We start from the raw sequence: 15,922 nt of genomic DNA, 5'->3' as shown, positions 1-15,922 counted from the left end.
TTTAATTGGCAAAGAAAAAATGCACATGAAAATTGGGCTTACTTTTACATGCCTCAACATCAAAAAATTAGCAAAAATGCTAAAATCAAGAGACCTGGAGGGCTCTATTTTTTTGTCTATTTTTGATTTTTCATCAAAATTAATGATGAAATACAAAAAAACAAACCAATTACCCTTTATGAGTAACTAGTTTGTCTTCAATCTGAGAGAAAGATCGTGATGATCTTTCTCTTTTTTAATCTCTAAATAACGTAAATCCTTTACCGTAAACTTCATTCGCACTTGAAACAACCATAAATGCTTCAGGGTCGATTTCAAGAATAGTTTGTTTAATGTTGGTGTAGTTACTTTCACGAATTGTTGTCATAATCATTTTCTTTTGATCTAGACGATGACCACCTTCAACAGGTAAGAAGGTCACACCAGAGTCAAGTTCTTTCATTAGTAATTCAGCGATTCGTTCATTTTTGGGAGAGATGATAAATAGGTTTTTAGATAAATCTGGACCTACTTGAACCATATCTACCACACGACTTGTAATAAACAATGAAATTAAAGCATATAATACTTGTTGAATATCAAAGATGAATAAAGCAGATAAAATAACTAAACCATCACAGAAACCAACTAAAATTCCTAGTTTAATATTAGTGAATTTTTGAATCATTTTAGCGATTAAAGTCGTTCCACCTGTAGAACCATTTCCGACAAATACAAGTCCTACACCAATCCCGATACATAGACCACCAAAGATAGCAGCTAAAATAGGCTCGTGTGTTGCAGGTGTTAGTGTGTGCAGTAATGAGATAAACATAGGAACAAGTAAACTTCCTAAAATACTCTTCATAAAAATTTCTTTGCCTAAAATTAGGAAGCAAGCAATCAGTAAGACGATGTTGACCACATAGAGCACAATACTAGGTGACCAGTTAAACATTTCATGTAAAATAATCGTTAAGCCGTTGATACCGCCAGAAACGATTCGATTAGGAAGTAAAAAAGCATTAAAGCCAACAGCTACCATAAATGAGCCAATGGTAATTAGTATTATTTCAACAACTCTTTTCCCTAAAAGTTGATTTAATTTTTGTACGATCAAAACAATTCCTCCTTAAAAAAGTATAGTAACTTACTTTCTCTTAATTAGCAATGAAGGAAAGCGTTTACGCATGATTTATTCTGTTTGACGTGGATTTTTTAGTATGTTATATTGCATTTAATACAATTAAGGGTGAGTAAAATGGTCTTGATTAGACGAATTTGCTCTGAACAAATGAAAAAAGATGAAGCATATGTTCAGAGCTTAAAGTAAATTTCTTCATCACTATTAGGAATAGGTTACTAAAAAAAGACTAGTCGATTAGTCTTATTTTGTGTTTCTTCTATTCTAGTAGTGAGGTTGAGAGGGCGATTGAAGTATGTCAGTGTTTCAGTTGCCTTCTCTATTTTCGTCTAGGATAGAAATAGAGAGGTTAACCATTATTCTAGGTTAACCTCTTTTCATGTGTAGAAAGAAGGAGTAAATATGAGTATATTAACCATTACAGATTTAAATTATGAATTACCAGATAAAGTTTTATATAAAGACAGTTCCCTACGTTTAAACAAAGGAGAGCATCTTGGTTTAACAGGTAAAAACGGAGCAGGAAAATCAACCTTATTAAAAATGATTCAAGGAGAAATATTGCCAGACAGTGGTCAAATTATTTGGCAAAATAACTTACGCATCTCGTATTTAGAGCAACAATTAACATACGATGATGGAGATACAATTTTTGATTACTTAAAGCGTGCTTTTAAACATTTATACGAAATGAACGATAAAATTCAGGAATTGTATATGGAATATGCTGAAACTTATGATGATGCGTTACTAGAAGAGATTGGTCAGTACCAAGATGTGTTAGAAAATAATGACTTTTACAATATTGAAACAGAAATTGAGCGAGTAGCAACTGGTCTAGGGATTACTGCCTTAGGTCTTGACCGTGAAGTTCATGCCTTAAGTGGGGGACAACGTTCTAAAGTATCATTAGCTAAATTGTTACTTGAAAAAGCTGATGTTTTCCTTTTAGATGAGCCAACGAACTACCTTGATGTTGAGCACATTGAGTGGTTATCTGATTACTTAAATCAATTAGAGGATAGCTATATTGTTATTTCCCATGACCGTGATTTTCTTAATCGCGTGACGAACTGTATTTGTGACATTGAGTTTCAAGTCTTGTCAAAATACATGGGGAATTTTGAGAAAGCGATGAAGCAAAAAGAAGCGCAACAAGAACACTTACATCGTGAGTTTGAGAAGCAACAAAAAGAGATTGACCGTTTAGAAACGTATATCAGAAAATACAAAGCAGGAAGTCGTTCTGCCATGGCTAAAAGTCGTGAAAAACAATTGAATCGTATGGACCGCTTAACACCACCAGTTGCACCAAAACCAGGTCACTTCCATTTTCCTTATGTGGCTTCCCATGGGAATTTAGTTGTTGAAGTGAAACAATTAGAGATTGGTTATGGTAAAAAAGCTTTATTACCACCAATTAATTTATTGGTCCAAAATGGAGAAAAAATTGCTATTAGTGGTTTTAACGGAATTGGTAAATCAACTCTTCTAAAAACCTTAATCAATGAGATTCCAGTAATATCTGGTGATATTGAACTATCAAGAGAAGCGAAAATTAGTTACTTCTCTCAAGATTTAGTGTGGGATAATCCGCATCAATCTGCTTTTGATTGGATTAAAGAAATTTATCCTAAATTAAACAATAAAGAAGTTCGTCGTTACTTATCAAGAAGTGGTATTGTTGATGATAATGTGACGAAAGCGTTAGACCAATTAAGTGGTGGGGAACAAACTAAAGTGAAACTTTGTGCGTTGACTTTGAAAAAAGCTAACTTCTTAATCCTAGACGAGCCAACAAACCATTTAGATCAAGGAACAAAAGATGGCTTGAAGCGAGCATTAAAAGACTTTGAGGGTACGTTAATTGTCGTATCCCATGAACCTGAATTCTTCGAAGGATTAGTGGATAAACAATTTGATGTTGAAAGTAACACAATGAAATTTGTCTAAAATAGAGAGAAGTTATGACATAAAGTAGTCATAGCTTCTTTTTTGTGTTGTTGTTTGAAGTGAATTAGTGTACGCTAACACTATAAAAACAGAAACATGAGGAAGAGAGCATGATCAATCGGTTATTTCACGAGAATTTGGTGACAAGAATACATGTGACCAATTTAGTTTATATATTATTAGGCCTATTTGTACTGGGGCTATTATTAGTTACCAGTAGTTTATTTATAAAAAAGATAGTCAAAAAAGCAACTAGACTGACAAAAAACACAGCAGTTTACGTATGTCGTTACTTTGGAACTAACCTTATTTTTTTGAGTGGTGGAGCCTTATTTGTCACATTGATTTTACTAATGACCATTGAACAAGAGATTAACTTAGTGGACTATAGTATTTTAGTGATACTAACTTATGTGTTTGCTTCTTTACTGTCATTTAGTTTAATTGCTGTCTTAAATAAACAAATGTATCGACCTAAGAGAAAAAGGAAAAGGAAGACGTCTCAAAAAGGTTTAACTTTTCAACGTATCTTGCTTCTTAGTTGTTGTTTGCAAGTGATTCTCTATGTTGGAAGCCTTATATTATTTCACAAGCATTTTATTGTATTGTGGTGGAGCTATCTGATTGCAACACTTTTAATTTATTCCATTGGTTATCTAATTCAAGTCCTAAGGTTGCCTAGTTATCAAAAACAAAAAAAGAAAAAACGTAAAAAAACTGTACCTAAATAGTAGGTGCAGTTTTTTTCGGTCAAAAGTATCGTAAGAGGAAACTTTTTCTACTTTTGTTGTATTTAAATCCATTGTGTATTTTGATGTTTCACTTTATGATAGAGACAAGAAGAGGTGATACGAATGAATCAATTTAATATGGGACAAGTGATTCAGCAAAAACGAAAAGAAAAAGGCTTAACTCAAGAAGAGTTAGCCTCAGCAATGGGTGTGTCCAAATCCTCAGTGTCTAAATGGGAGACAGGTCAAACCTATCCAGACATTTATCTCTTACCAGAGTTAGCCACTTTTTTTAGTATCACAATTGATACCCTAATGGCTTATCAACCCAACTTAACAAAACAAGAGATTAATAGTATTTATAGCGAATTGAGTCTCAGATTTGGGAGTGAAGATTTTGAAACTGTGTTTGAGGATTATGAAAAACTTGTGAAAAAATACTACGCAAGTCAACCATTCCTACTTCAGATGGCAGTGTTATTAATTAATTATTTTCATCTCGTTGATCCCATGCATCATCAAGAAATGTATGAGTATATAATCAACCTGACGAAACGAGTGAAAGAAGAAACAACAGAAGCTAGTTTAATGAGTCAAGCCAATATTTTAGAAGCATTTTGTCAGCTACAATCAGGGAACATTGATGAAGCATTGAGCTTACTTAACTACGATGTGACTATCTATATGGGTGAAGAACAAATCCTCTCAAAAGCCTATGCTGCTAAGGGAGATATTAGAAAAGCTCAGGAAGTGTTACAAGTTACACAGTATCAGTATCTAATGGCATTAATTATTACTAGTAGCGATGAACTTCTTTATGAAGTGAATCAGCCAGATAAGTTTAATGAAATTATTCGTCGGGTTAGAGAATTAGTGCGTACTTTTGAGCTAGAAAGACTACATCCTTTTCTTGTATTAACCTTTTTAAATAGTGTCTTTCTAGGTTACACGCAACAGTTTAGGTACAAAGAAGCACTAGATGTGATGGAAGAAATTGTTGATTTGATGGTTAAACAGGTTTTTCCAATCGAGCTTCATGGAGATGACTATTTTTACTTACTAGAGAACTGGATGAAAGAACAACTTCACTTTAACAATAATATGCCAAGAGATGAAAAAACCATTAAAGAAAGTTTGATTCAATTTTTTGAGACTCATCCTGGCATTGTAACAGCCTATCAAGGCAATCAACGATACGAACAACTTATCAAACAACTGAAAGAAAATAAAGGTGATTAATCATGAATACGATGACAATGGCACAATTTAAAGAAATATTACCTATCTTGCTACCAATTATCCTGATTCAGCTAGGATTGATGGTCTACGCTTTATTAAAAGTAGTCAAACAACAACAGTTCAAGTATCTTAATAAACCAATGTGGGTATTAATTGTGATGTTTTTACAATTATTTGGCCCAATTGCCTACTTAATATTAGAAAGAGGGGACCATGAATGAGCGTGTTACAAGTGAATCAAATAAAAAAAGCATTTGGTTCTCAAGAAGTGTTAAAAGGAGTTAGTTTTGAGGTGGCTGAAAACAGTGTCCTCGGCTTTATAGGACAAAATGGTGCAGGTAAAACAACCCTAATGAAGATGATTGTGGGGCTCTTAAAACAAGATGAAGGTCAGATCAAAGTATGTGGTGAAGAAGTCACGTATGGGGAAAATCAAACCAATCAGTGGATAGGCTATTTACCTGATGTCCCTGAATACTACGGTTTTATGACAGCTACATCTTATCTAACTTTATGTGGTAACGTGACAAATTATCCAAAATCAGATCTGGCTGGAAGGATAGAAGAGTTATTAGTTCTGGTTGGGCTAAAAAACAATAAGAAAAAAATAAAAACCTATTCCAGAGGTATGAAGCAACGATTAGGTATTGCTCAAGCACTTCTAAATAAACCTAAATTGTTGATTTGTGATGAGCCAACATCTGCCTTAGATCCTGTTGGAAGAAAAGAGATTTTATCAATTCTTCAACAAGTTAAAGAAGAAACTACAGTTATCTTTTCGACTCATGTGTTGTCTGACGTGGAAAAAATTTGTGATCACATTGTACTACTTCACGAAGGTTATATTAAGTTAGATGTGACACCAGAACAATTTAGAGAATCTTATCAAGTTAACAAAATTCAGTTAGTCCTCTCTAGTCAAAAAGAGATGGATCAATTAAAGACACGATTTGATGTGGAAGTAATTGATACGCACAAAGAGTGCTTTGTATTGTCTTCAGATATTGAAGCAACACAAGCTGAACTCTACGCTTTTTTACTAGAGAAAAAGATTTATCCACGTAAAATAGCCATATATCAACCAACTTTAGAAGATATATTTACCGAGGTGGTCTCATGAGAAGTTTAATGGCATTTGTAAAAAAAGAATGGCAAGAATCAATTGCAAGTTATCGCTTAGTGATCTTAGTCATTTTATTCTCCCTTTTTGGTTTAATGAATGTATTTGTCGCTAAATATACACCAGAAATTATTGCTAATTTTGTATCAGAAGAGTTTGCTAAAGCAATACCAACACCAACGTTAATTGATGCATGGATTCAGTTCTTTAAAAACATTGGACAAGTTGGTATGATTGTTGCTGTTATCTTGTTTAGCGGTACCTTGACCTCAGAATACACAAAAGGCACATTAACTCTTTTAGTAACTAAAGGCTTATCAAGATGGAAGATAGTTGTTGCTAAGTCTTTTATCCAGACACTTGTATTTACCTTAGCTTATGTTAGCAGTATTCTTTTAACGGGTATCTATGGTTGGATTTATTTTGAGCCAATGGTTATTCCGAACTTAGTAATGGCAATAAGCATTTTATGGTTATTTATGTGGTTCTTGATAGGATTGATTGGTTTAGGTTCTGTCCTCTTTAGAACTAATTACTTTGTCCTTCTCTTTGTAGGAGGTATTAATGTCATATTGATCGTTCTTAATATGATACCCAAAGTGGTTAAGTACAATCCGATTAGTTTAGGGACCTCTAGTACAGCTTTGATACAAGGGACTCTAGTAGTTAATGACTTAAAAATGACCATTTCCGTGACAATTGGTCTAGTTATCTTAATAAAAACTTTAACAATTATTTTATTTAATAAAAAAGCTTTATGAACACTGTAAACTAAAGAGGTTAATCACCTTTTTAGTTTATTTTTTTGCCTTAAAAAAGTTAGGTTTTATAAAAAGATATAAGATGTTCTATTGAAATTATATAATACGTCATATATAATCGAATCATACTTAAATAAGATATTTGGAGGTCTATTCATGACAAAGCGTGTGTATCGTTTTAAAGAAGGAAATGCAGAAATGAAAGAAATTTTAGGAGGTAAAGGAGCAAATTTGGCAGAAATGACGCGACTTGGTTTGCCAGTTCCTGATGGTTTTACTATTTCGACAGAAGCCTGTATGGACTATTTAAACAACGGTCAAGCTTTTACATCTGAGCTAAAAAAAGAGATTGAAACCTATTTAGAACAGCTAGAATTAAGCTCTGGAAAATCATTTGATGACCCAGAAAATATCATGTTATTGTCAGTGCGAAGTGGAGCGAAGTTCTCGATGCCTGGTATGATGGATACCGTTTTAAACTTAGGATTAAATGATGAAAATGTAAAACATTTAGCAACTATTACTCAAGATGAGTCTTTTGCTTATGACTGCTATCGTCGTTTATTACAAATGTTTGGTGACGTTGTATTTGGTATTGATACGTCGCATTTCGAAGGCTACTTAGATTTTTACAAGCAAAAACACAGTGTTTTAGTAGATTCAGATTTAACAGCTGAACAATTAAAAGAAATCGTGACTGAATATAAACGTATTTACTTAGAAATTAAAAAATTAGAGTTTCCACAAGACCCAAGAGAACAACTATTTGCAGCTGTTGAGGCAGTATTTAGTTCTTGGAACAATGAACGAGCAAAAATTTATCGCCAATTACACCGTATTCCTGATAATTTAGGAACTGCTGTTAATATTCAATTAATGGTTTTTGGTAATAGTGGCAATCAAAGTGGTACAGGAGTTGCTTTTACGAGAAACCCATCTACAGGTGAAAATAAACTGTTTGGTGAGTACTTAATTAATGCGCAAGGTGAGGACGTTGTTGCTGGTATTAGAACGCCATTACCAATTGCTAACTTAAAAGAAGCAATGCCAGAAGTTTACCAACAATTTGTAGAGATGTCAGAGTTACTTGAAAAACATTACCGTGACATGCAAGATATTGAATTTACGATTGAAAACAAAAAATTGTACTTATTGCAAACGCGTAATGGTAAGAGAACAGCTCATTCTGCGTTTAAAATTGCAGTAGATTTAGTAGAAGAAGGCTTGAAAACAAAAGAAGAGGGCATTATGAGCTTAGATCCACAATCAGTGAATCAATTACTTCACCCAGTATTTGTAGAAGAAGCCTTAAAGGAAGCTGACTTAGTTTCAAAAGCTGGCCTACCTGCAAGTCCAGGATCAGCAACAGGACGTATTTGTTTTGATGCGGCAACGGCTAAAGAATGGGTTGATAGAGGAGAGAAAGTTGTCTTGGTTCGTCAAGAGACATCTCCAGAAGATATTGGTGGTATGGTTGTTAGTGAAGCTATTGTGACAAGTCGTGGTGGTATGACATCTCACGCAGCTGTTGTAGCTCGTGGTATGGGAACATGTTGTGTGGCAGGTTGTAGTGAACTAGAAATTGATGAATTCCTAAAAGTGGTGAAATACCCTAACGGAACGTTAACAGAGGGGGATGTGATTTCTGTTGATGGGACAAATGGTGATATCTATGTCGGACATGTGGAATTGACTTTATCAGAAAAAAATGAATACTTTGAACAAATAATGGCTTGGTCAAAAGAATTTGCTCGCTTAGAAATCAGAATGAATGCTGAAACAGAGAATGATATCAAAACAGGAATAGCATTTGATGCTAATGGTATCGGACTTGCCAGAACTGAGCACATGTTCTTTGCACCAGAACGCTTAATTGAGATGCGACGTTTTATTTTATCTGACAGCACATTAGCTAGAAAAGAAGCACTGGAAACTATTTTAGAGTATCAAATTGAAGATTTTAAAACAATTTTTTCAACAACTCAAGAAAAAGCTGTGGTTGTTCGTCTACTTGACCCACCATTACATGAATTTGTTCCAAGTAAACAGGCCGATGTGGAACGAGTGGCAAAAGAGATGGATATTCGTTACGAAGTTTTACAACAACGTATTAATGAGTTACATGAAATCAACCCAATGTTAGGTCATCGTGGTTGTCGTTTAGCAATTACCTATCCAGAATTATACTTAATGCAAGCAGAAGCGATTATTAGAAGTGCCATCAGCTTGCAAAGAGAAATGAAGTTGGACGTTAACCCTGAAATTATGATACCATTGGTAGGTATGACAGGTGAGTTAACGATACTAAAAGAAAAGATTAACCAACATATTCAACATATTTTAGAAGAAGAAAAAGCAACAATTGCTTATACATTAGGGACAATGATTGAATTACCTCGGGCTTGTCTGATTGCAGATGAATTAGTGAAAGACGCTGATTTCTTTAGTTTTGGTACCAATGATTTAACTCAAATGACCTATGGATTTTCACGTGATGATGCCGCTAAATACATCAATCAATACATAACAGATGGTATCCTTCCAGTGGATCCATTCCAAACGATTGATGAAGAAGGTGTCGGTGAGTTAATTCGCATCGCTGTTAAAAAAGCTAGAACCATTAAACCAAAAATGAAAATCGGTGTGTGTGGTGAGCTAGGTGGAGATCCAGAATCAATTGCCTTCTTTGATAAATTAGGTTTAGATTATGTATCTTGTTCACCTTATCGTGTCCCTGTTGCTTACATTGCAGCAGCACAAAGCGCTATTCAATCAAAATAACTGTTAAAATGAGGGGTAAAAATGGAGTTAAGTGAACGTCAAAAAACAATCGTTGAGATTGTCAAAGCAAATGAACCCATTAGTGGAGATAAAATCGCTGAGGCTCTTGGTTTAACGAAGCCAACCTTAAGAAGTGATTTAGCTGTCTTAACCATGACAGGTGTATTAGACGCCCGTCCTAAAGTTGGCTACATCTACTCAGGGCTCTCATTTGAACCCTTACTTCATGAGCAACTATTTGAAACGAAGATTGGAGAGATAATGACCTCTAGTATCATTGTCTTTCCAAATACAACTGTGAGGGACGCAACAACGTCATTATTTATGTATGACAGTGGTTCTTTATATGTGACAGATGAAGAAACTGGTGATTTAATTGGACTAGTTTCAAGAAAAGATTTATTAAGAAGTTTATTAAACAATCAAGGAAATGAATTATCTGTGGCGATTATCATGACGAGAATGCCAAATATTTTTGTGGCCTATCCAGAAATGACAGTCCTAGAAGCAGGTAAATTATTGACAAAACATGAAGTGGATTCCTTACCAGTGGTTGAGAGCAAAGGCTCAAAAAAAGTAATTGGTAAAATTTCTAAAACACGCATTATGGAACACTTTATTAAAATGGGGAGCGAAGGAAACAAATGAACAAATTAAGAGAAAGACATTACCGACAAGTTAGACTATTTGTTGTATCAGACTCAATAGGAGAAACCGCACAAAGAGTGATTAACGCTGTCTTGGCACAGTTTCCAGACTTGAATAACTATGAAATAAAGAAATTTCCGTTTGTGGATTCAAAAGAAGTTTTAACCAATATTTTATCAGATGCCTTACAAGAAAAAGCGATTGTTGTAACGACTTTAGTTAATGAAGAGCTAAATGAATTGTGTCGTGATTTTTCACAACGAACAGGATTAGAGTATGTGGACTACATGTCACCACTAGTTAAAATTGTTTCAGAAAGAACTCAAATGGTTCCTTCTTATCAGAGCGGTTCTCTTTATTTAATGGATGAAGATTACTTTAATCGTGTGGAAGCCATTGAGTTTTCAGTACGTTATGATGACGGAAAAGATCCAAAAGGGTTTGCTAAATCTGATTTAGTTATTCTAGGTATTTCAAGAACATCTAAGACACCTTTAAGTATGTACTTGGCTAACAGATCTTACAAAGTATCTAATTTACCTTTAATTCCAGAAGTACCTGTACCTAAAGAATTATTCCAAATTGATTCAAAACGTATTATTGGTTTAACAGCTGATCCTGAGTACATTCGAAAAGTACGTCAGTCTCGTTTAGTTTCATTAGGTTTAACAGGTAGTTCATCTTATGTGTCACTAGACCGAATTAAAGAAGAACTAAAATACTCACAAAATCTTTATGAAAAGTTAGGAGCTACGATTATTAATGTGGAGAATAAATCCATTGAAGAGTCAGCTCAACTTATTGAAGAACATAGTAAAACAATCTAAAAAAAGGATGACTTAGTGGTCATCCTTTTTTTCTTTCAATTGATTTAAGTAATCTAAGGTTTTTAATATTTTTTTACGAGGAGGAATATAGATACCACTGCCTTCTTGTTTAGTCGCTTTTAAATCGAGTATTCCAATCTCTGAAATGCGACTTAAGGTTTCGATAGAGACCTGTAGCTCCTCTGAAAGCTCCCACATCTGATGAATATCTTTAAGCTGTTTCTTCTGGAAAGAATTCTGGGTAGGATAAATAATTAAAATAAAAGATAAGTAAACCATAAAGGACGAGAACGAATTTAAATAAAAGGTCCAAAGGCCCGTAAAAAGAATCAAAACAATAACAGTGTAGATTTTTTTCTTATCATTAGAAGAAAGTCTTTGCCATTTATTTATCATGTGAAGCCTCCTTATCAATTGTTATTTTCTTTCTTTATTATACACGAACCTACTAAACATAACTATTATTATATAACAAAGAGAGAAAGACACTAATAATGCTAGTTTGATGGTATGACAAAAGAGGTTAATAACACATAATAATAAGTGAATTAGATAACGAAGTGTCTTTTATTAAAGTTTGTGAGATAATTACATTTTATATGTAAACGGTTTCATGTTAAGTGATAAACTAGTTATGTTAGACGTTTTGATTATTAGTAAGAAATAGGGAGGGGAAAAGTTACATTGACACTGTGTTCACGTATGGAGAGGATTGCTAAATTTTAAGGAGGAGAAGAAGAATGATGGATTTTTCTAGACGTCGGGTACTAAAAGGGTTACTAATTTGTGTAGGGGCACTAGGCATAGGATCAGCTGTAGCAATGGCTGAGGGTGAGACAATCACATTTAACAATCAAAATAACAAGGAACCAAATATTATTTCATTAACAGACAAACGCTCTTTTGAAGCTGTGGTTGATCTGCCAGGTAAATCAACTAAAGAGCTAGAAGATATGGCTAAAAACGTGACTTGGAAATTAACCAGAGAAAAAGGAAAAATGGATGAAAAAGATTTTCCTTATCAATATAAAGGGGACGACTTAAAAGAATGGAAGACATTTCCTAGTACTGTTAGTGAAGAAGTGAGCTACCCGGAAGCACCATTTTTTAAAGATATTAAAACAGAAGTGAAGGGTGAAAAAATAGTTTTAACCTTCAACAACGAATATATGTATGGAGTTAATGGAATTGATGGACGAGCAAGAGCTCAAGTCCGTAATTCAATTAGTGATTTTACAGGTGAGTATCAATTAGAGATGATGGATAAAGACAAAGTCGTGGCTAAAACAGAAGTTGAAGTGAAACCATATGATAACTATCATTTATATTCGGTAATTGATGAGTCTTTAGTTGATTTTGCTAAAACTGCGAACGAAAAAGGGATTTATGCTGAAGTCAAAGAATTTGGTAAGTCTTCAAATGGTCGACCAATGCAAGCCTTATTTGTAGCTAGTAACAAGCAAGTCTTAGAAGACTACGAAAAACTAAATGAACGTGCTATGAAAGACCCAGAAGGCGTATTAAAAGAAGTTGAATCAGGTAAACTAGATTATAAAGTACCAATTGTCTATAGTAATATTCACTCAGATGAAAACCCTGGTGTGGATTCAGTGATGGAATTTACTAAAGCACTTGTAGATAATGCCGATGGTAGCATTCCTTACCGCGTGATTGATTCAATGACTGAAGAAGGTAAAAAACAAGTTGAAAAAGAAAAAGAAGAACGTGGTATTAAATGGTCTGAACTTGTCAAAGACCAAGTAACAGGTGTCGGCTATATTCGTGATGGGGTTGAAAGTAAAGAATACCCAGGAGATACAGATGCAGCAGCTGACTTAAGTGACGAGCAGATGAATAAGTTTTACAACATTAAAGACACATCAGTTGATGTGAAAGATATGTTAGAAGATGTGTTCTTTATTTTAGTGCCATCTGAAAACGTAGATGCCCATGCTGCTAATGTAAGAACTAATGGTAACGGTTTTGACTTAAATCGAGACAATACTTACCAAACTCAAGCTGAAACTCAAGCAATGACAGAAATGATTGCTCATTGGAATCCTGTAAACTTATATGAGATTCACGGATTTTACAGTCAATTCCAAGTAGAGCCATGTTCTCCAACTCATGATCCTAACGTTGAATATGATTTGTTTATTGAAAATGCGATTCAACAAGGGGAAGCATTTGGTTCAACAGCGATTGTTAATAATAAATCTATTAATAGTTTCCAAATGCCTGCTAGAGATTACTTGAAGAAAAATGATAAAGGTGAGTTTGAGTGGGAACCTTTTGATGATATGTCAACAAGTTATACTCCTCAATATTCATTCTTACACGGCACACTTGCTTATACAGTTGAAGTGCCAGTCGGTAACGAAGATGCCACGCAAGCTGTTAAATATGCCTTGGTTAATAACGGGAAATACGTTGGCGACAACAAACAAGCGATTTATTCAAACCAACTAAAGGGTTGGGTTCGTGGTATGAAAAATGAAGATGCTGAAGCAATCCGTCCGTATTATGTTAGTCAAAAAGATGAAATTGGAAAAGAAGCAGATGTTTTCCGTGAAAAACACAAAGAAAACAATAACTTCTTCCCAGAGTATTATGTGATTCCAATGGAAAATGACAAACAGTTTAATAAAGAAGCGACTTCTGAGATTGTTACTTATTTAATGAGAAATGATGTCATTGTGTCGACATTAAGCAAAGAAACAAAAATTAAAGACGTAACTTATCCAGAAGGCACTCTTGTAGTGGATATGCACCAAGCTAAAAGAAATATGGCAAATGCTGTTCTTTATGACAATATTGTGATTGATAGCTGGACATCTCTATACTCAGAACCATTAACAGCCTTTTCTGATTTACGTGGTTTTTCAATGGACGTGATTACAGAGCCAGGAGCCTTCAAAAAAGAAGAGTTAAAAGCAATCGAAACCTTCGAGCCTCTGACAACAGAAGTGGTTGGAAAAGGAAAACAAGTGGTTTTATCTAATAACTCTCTAGCAGCTGTTTCTGCGGTTAATGAATTATTAAAAGCAAAAGAAACTGTTAGCATGATTGAAGAGGGCGACTACACAGGAGACTTCTTAATTACAGAAAAAGGATTAGACAAAGTTAAGGATAAATATATTTTACAAGTTACTAAAATCGAAGAGGAACCAAAAGTAAATGAAATCACTAAATCACCTACGCTTTATATTCCGGGTAGAGTTGAAGAATTTATGGTGAAGGAAGGCACTGAGGAGCCATTTGGTTATGATGGTTACTTTAACCGATTAAATACAAACTTAAATTGGGATTACTTTGTGTATGGTCAACAACTCAACTTTGATTTGACTGATGATTTGGAAAAAGCTGATGTGATTGTGGGTAACCAAGCTTTAAATGAAAAAGAACAAAAAGCTGTATTAGCAGGTAAACCGTATATTGCTCATGGATCTGATGCTATTGGTAGTGTCAAAGAACTAAACTTAGGGTTTGAATTTGACCGTAATGAAGATTTTGAATACGACGCGTTAACAACAGTTGTTTATGAAGAAAAGAGCCCTGTGACTGATAAGTACAAACAAGTAGATGATACGATTATGTATGGTTTTGGTGGTAATATGATTTCTAAAGTGCCTGAAGGAGCTAAGATATTAGTGAAAACCACTAAAGATGACTTGATTGAAGGCTTTATGTCTAAAGAACATATTGAAAAATACAAAGGTTCAACGCAAGTCGTTTCTTATCAAAAAGATAAAGTGAACTTACTAGTTTTTGCGAACTCAATTACAAACAAAGCGCATCAACAAGACGATTACCGTTATGTAACCAATGCGTTGTTTGCTGATAGTACAAAAGCAGTAGGAGAAAAAGCAGGACAAAAAGAAGCATCTTCTAACAATAATACTGCCATTGCAATCGTGATTGGTGTTGTGGTTGTTGGTGGAGGATTCTTAATGTATCGAGGAAATAAAAATAAAGTTGGCAATAAAGAAGAGTAACTGTCAATGAATAGAATAAAGGACTGTCGTGTAAGTAATCGCTTATACGACAGTCCTTTTGTTATTTAGATGACAAAAAATAGTGTTATTTAACTGATGGATTCTTTTTTAATTTTTTTGACCAAAAACCACCAGAAATATATTTTGGTTCATGGGAAATAATAAATGCTCTCTCATCTAGTTCTTTAATCAGCCGATAGAGAGCTCTCTCGCTTTTACGTGAGGACAAAATTTCTAAAATCACACGTTCACCATCACGACCCTCACCGTAACTTTGAGTCACACCGTAACCGGCTTCTCTGATAGTTGAAGCAAGATTTGATTTTAAGTCATCATGAGGCAGAATCACGGTAACCATGATGTAGCCAAGCGCTAGATAATCCTCAATCCGAATTCCCACACTTATTCCAACCGCATAGCCCAGTGCGTAAACAAAAATGTTAATTGGACTATCTATGTGATCTAGCACAAGAGACAGCCCTACGATATAAATCGTAATCTCAACCATACTCACAAGTGGTGCAACTAATCGGTAACCTTTCATGGTTAACATGAAGCGTAATGTATTTAAGGTAACGTAAGAAAAATTAATAAAAAAGATTTGTATTAAGATGGACCAGTCCAAAAAAATCCCCTCCCCGTAAATGGTATATCTCTATCTTTATGCTATCACATCTATCTGTTTTGTAAACTCTAGAGTAAAAAAAGAACCATAAGTTTATAAAATGTGGTAAAATAATAGAA

At 34.3% G+C, this 15,922-nt stretch carries 13 protein-coding genes and 1 pseudogene; 11 read left to right on the top strand and 3 right to left on the bottom strand.

Annotated features, from left to right (window positions below; genetic code table 11):
* Window positions 1-190: pseudogene (locus DOK76_RS03990) on the top strand (IS5/IS1182 family transposase); the annotation flags it as partial.
* A 45-nt stretch (window positions 191-235) separates the two neighbouring features.
* Here the strand turns inward: DOK76_RS03990 and DOK76_RS03985 are convergent.
* Window positions 236-1,099: a YitT family protein gene (locus DOK76_RS03985; protein WP_206965145.1), complete on the bottom strand. Its 864-nt coding sequence runs from the start codon at window positions 1,097-1,099 to the stop codon at window positions 236-238.
* A 426-nt stretch (window positions 1,100-1,525) separates the two neighbouring features.
* On the opposite strand from DOK76_RS03985, the gene DOK76_RS03980 reads away from it, so the two are divergent.
* The 9 genes from DOK76_RS03980 (at window position 1,526) to DOK76_RS03940 (ending at window position 11,183) form a co-directional block, all read left to right on the top strand.
* Entirely contained in the window at window positions 1,526-3,076 is a 1,551-nt protein-coding gene (locus tag DOK76_RS03980; protein WP_206965143.1) for an ABC-F family ATP-binding cassette domain-containing protein, read from the top strand.
* Between the two features lie 110 nt (window positions 3,077-3,186).
* Window positions 3,187-3,807, top strand: coding sequence for a hypothetical protein (locus DOK76_RS03975; RefSeq protein WP_206965141.1), 621 nt, complete (start codon window positions 3,187-3,189; stop codon window positions 3,805-3,807).
* Window positions 3,808-3,930: 123 nt separating this feature from the next.
* Window positions 3,931-5,046 (top strand): helix-turn-helix domain-containing protein, encoded by a 1,116-nt coding sequence (locus tag DOK76_RS03970; protein ID WP_206965139.1) that lies wholly within the window; start codon window positions 3,931-3,933, stop codon window positions 5,044-5,046.
* Between the two features lie 2 nt (window positions 5,047-5,048).
* On the top strand, window positions 5,049-5,267 hold the full coding sequence (locus DOK76_RS03965) for a PLD nuclease N-terminal domain-containing protein (protein ID WP_206965138.1): 219 nt from the start codon (window positions 5,049-5,051) through the stop codon (window positions 5,265-5,267).
* Window positions 5,264-6,166: an ABC transporter ATP-binding protein gene (locus DOK76_RS03960; protein WP_206965137.1), complete on the top strand. Its 903-nt coding sequence runs from the start codon at window positions 5,264-5,266 to the stop codon at window positions 6,164-6,166. Before DOK76_RS03965 ends, DOK76_RS03960 begins: the two co-directional genes overlap by 4 nt.
* 8 nt (window positions 6,167-6,174) lie before the next feature.
* The gene (locus tag DOK76_RS03955; RefSeq protein WP_206965136.1) at window positions 6,175-6,927 is read left to right on the top strand and encodes an ABC transporter permease; all 753 of its coding nucleotides are present in this window, start codon (window positions 6,175-6,177) and stop codon (window positions 6,925-6,927) included.
* A gap of 156 nt (window positions 6,928-7,083) precedes the next feature.
* Window positions 7,084-9,708 (top strand): pyruvate, phosphate dikinase, encoded by a 2,625-nt coding sequence (ppdK, locus tag DOK76_RS03950; RefSeq protein ID WP_206965135.1) that lies wholly within the window; start codon window positions 7,084-7,086, stop codon window positions 9,706-9,708.
* 21 nt (window positions 9,709-9,729) lie between these two features.
* Window positions 9,730-10,356, top strand: coding sequence for a helix-turn-helix transcriptional regulator (locus tag DOK76_RS03945; protein ID WP_206965134.1), 627 nt, complete (start codon window positions 9,730-9,732; stop codon window positions 10,354-10,356).
* Window positions 10,353-11,183 (top strand): pyruvate, water dikinase regulatory protein, encoded by an 831-nt coding sequence (locus tag DOK76_RS03940; RefSeq protein ID WP_206965133.1) that lies wholly within the window; start codon window positions 10,353-10,355, stop codon window positions 11,181-11,183. The genes DOK76_RS03945 and DOK76_RS03940 overlap by 4 nt, the downstream gene beginning before the upstream one ends.
* A gap of 12 nt (window positions 11,184-11,195) precedes the next feature.
* Here DOK76_RS03940 and DOK76_RS03935 read toward each other — a convergent pair whose 3' ends face one another.
* Complete coding sequence (locus tag DOK76_RS03935) at window positions 11,196-11,579, bottom strand: hypothetical protein (RefSeq protein ID WP_206965132.1); 384 nt, start codon at window positions 11,577-11,579, stop codon at window positions 11,196-11,198.
* Between the two features lie 344 nt (window positions 11,580-11,923).
* Here DOK76_RS03935 and DOK76_RS03930 point away from each other — a divergent pair, with 344 nt between their 5' ends.
* A complete protein-coding gene (locus DOK76_RS03930; RefSeq protein WP_206965131.1) occupies window positions 11,924-15,178 on the top strand; it encodes a M14 family metallopeptidase in 3,255 nt (1,084 codons plus the stop codon).
* A gap of 85 nt (window positions 15,179-15,263) precedes the next feature.
* On the opposite strand, the gene DOK76_RS03925 is transcribed toward DOK76_RS03930, so the two are convergent.
* The gene (locus tag DOK76_RS03925; protein ID WP_206965130.1) at window positions 15,264-15,803 is read right to left on the bottom strand and encodes a DUF2179 domain-containing protein; all 540 of its coding nucleotides are present in this window, start codon (window positions 15,801-15,803) and stop codon (window positions 15,264-15,266) included.
* Between the last annotated feature and the right edge of the window lie 119 nt (window positions 15,804-15,922).

The sequence above is a fragment of the Candidatus Vagococcus giribetii genome (genome assembly GCF_017316185.1).
Taxonomy (GTDB): Bacteria; Bacillota; Bacilli; order Lactobacillales; family Vagococcaceae; genus Vagococcus; species Vagococcus giribetii.
The sequence above is the reverse complement of the archived record's forward strand: the minus strand, read 5'-3'. Positions and strand labels throughout refer to the sequence as shown.

Coding starts and splice junctions, on each gene's coding strand:
- DOK76_RS03980 (WP_206965143.1), top strand. CDS start 1,526: ATGAGTATATTAACCATTACAGATTTAAATTATGAATTACCAGATAAA.
- DOK76_RS03975 (WP_206965141.1), top strand. CDS start 3,187: ATGATCAATCGGTTATTTCACGAGAATTTGGTGACAAGAATACATGTG.
- DOK76_RS03970 (WP_206965139.1), top strand. CDS start 3,931: ATGAATCAATTTAATATGGGACAAGTGATTCAGCAAAAACGAAAAGAA.
- DOK76_RS03965 (WP_206965138.1), top strand. CDS start 5,049: ATGAATACGATGACAATGGCACAATTTAAAGAAATATTACCTATCTTG.
- DOK76_RS03960 (WP_206965137.1), top strand. CDS start 5,264: ATGAGCGTGTTACAAGTGAATCAAATAAAAAAAGCATTTGGTTCTCAA.
- DOK76_RS03955 (WP_206965136.1), top strand. CDS start 6,175: ATGGCATTTGTAAAAAAAGAATGGCAAGAATCAATTGCAAGTTATCGC.
- ppdK (WP_206965135.1), top strand. CDS start 7,084: ATGACAAAGCGTGTGTATCGTTTTAAAGAAGGAAATGCAGAAATGAAA.
- DOK76_RS03945 (WP_206965134.1), top strand. CDS start 9,730: ATGGAGTTAAGTGAACGTCAAAAAACAATCGTTGAGATTGTCAAAGCA.
- DOK76_RS03940 (WP_206965133.1), top strand. CDS start 10,353: ATGAACAAATTAAGAGAAAGACATTACCGACAAGTTAGACTATTTGTT.
- DOK76_RS03935 (WP_206965132.1), bottom strand. CDS start 11,579: ATGATAAATAAATGGCAAAGACTTTCTTCTAATGATAAGAAAAAAATC.
- DOK76_RS03930 (WP_206965131.1), top strand. CDS start 11,924: ATGATGGATTTTTCTAGACGTCGGGTACTAAAAGGGTTACTAATTTGT.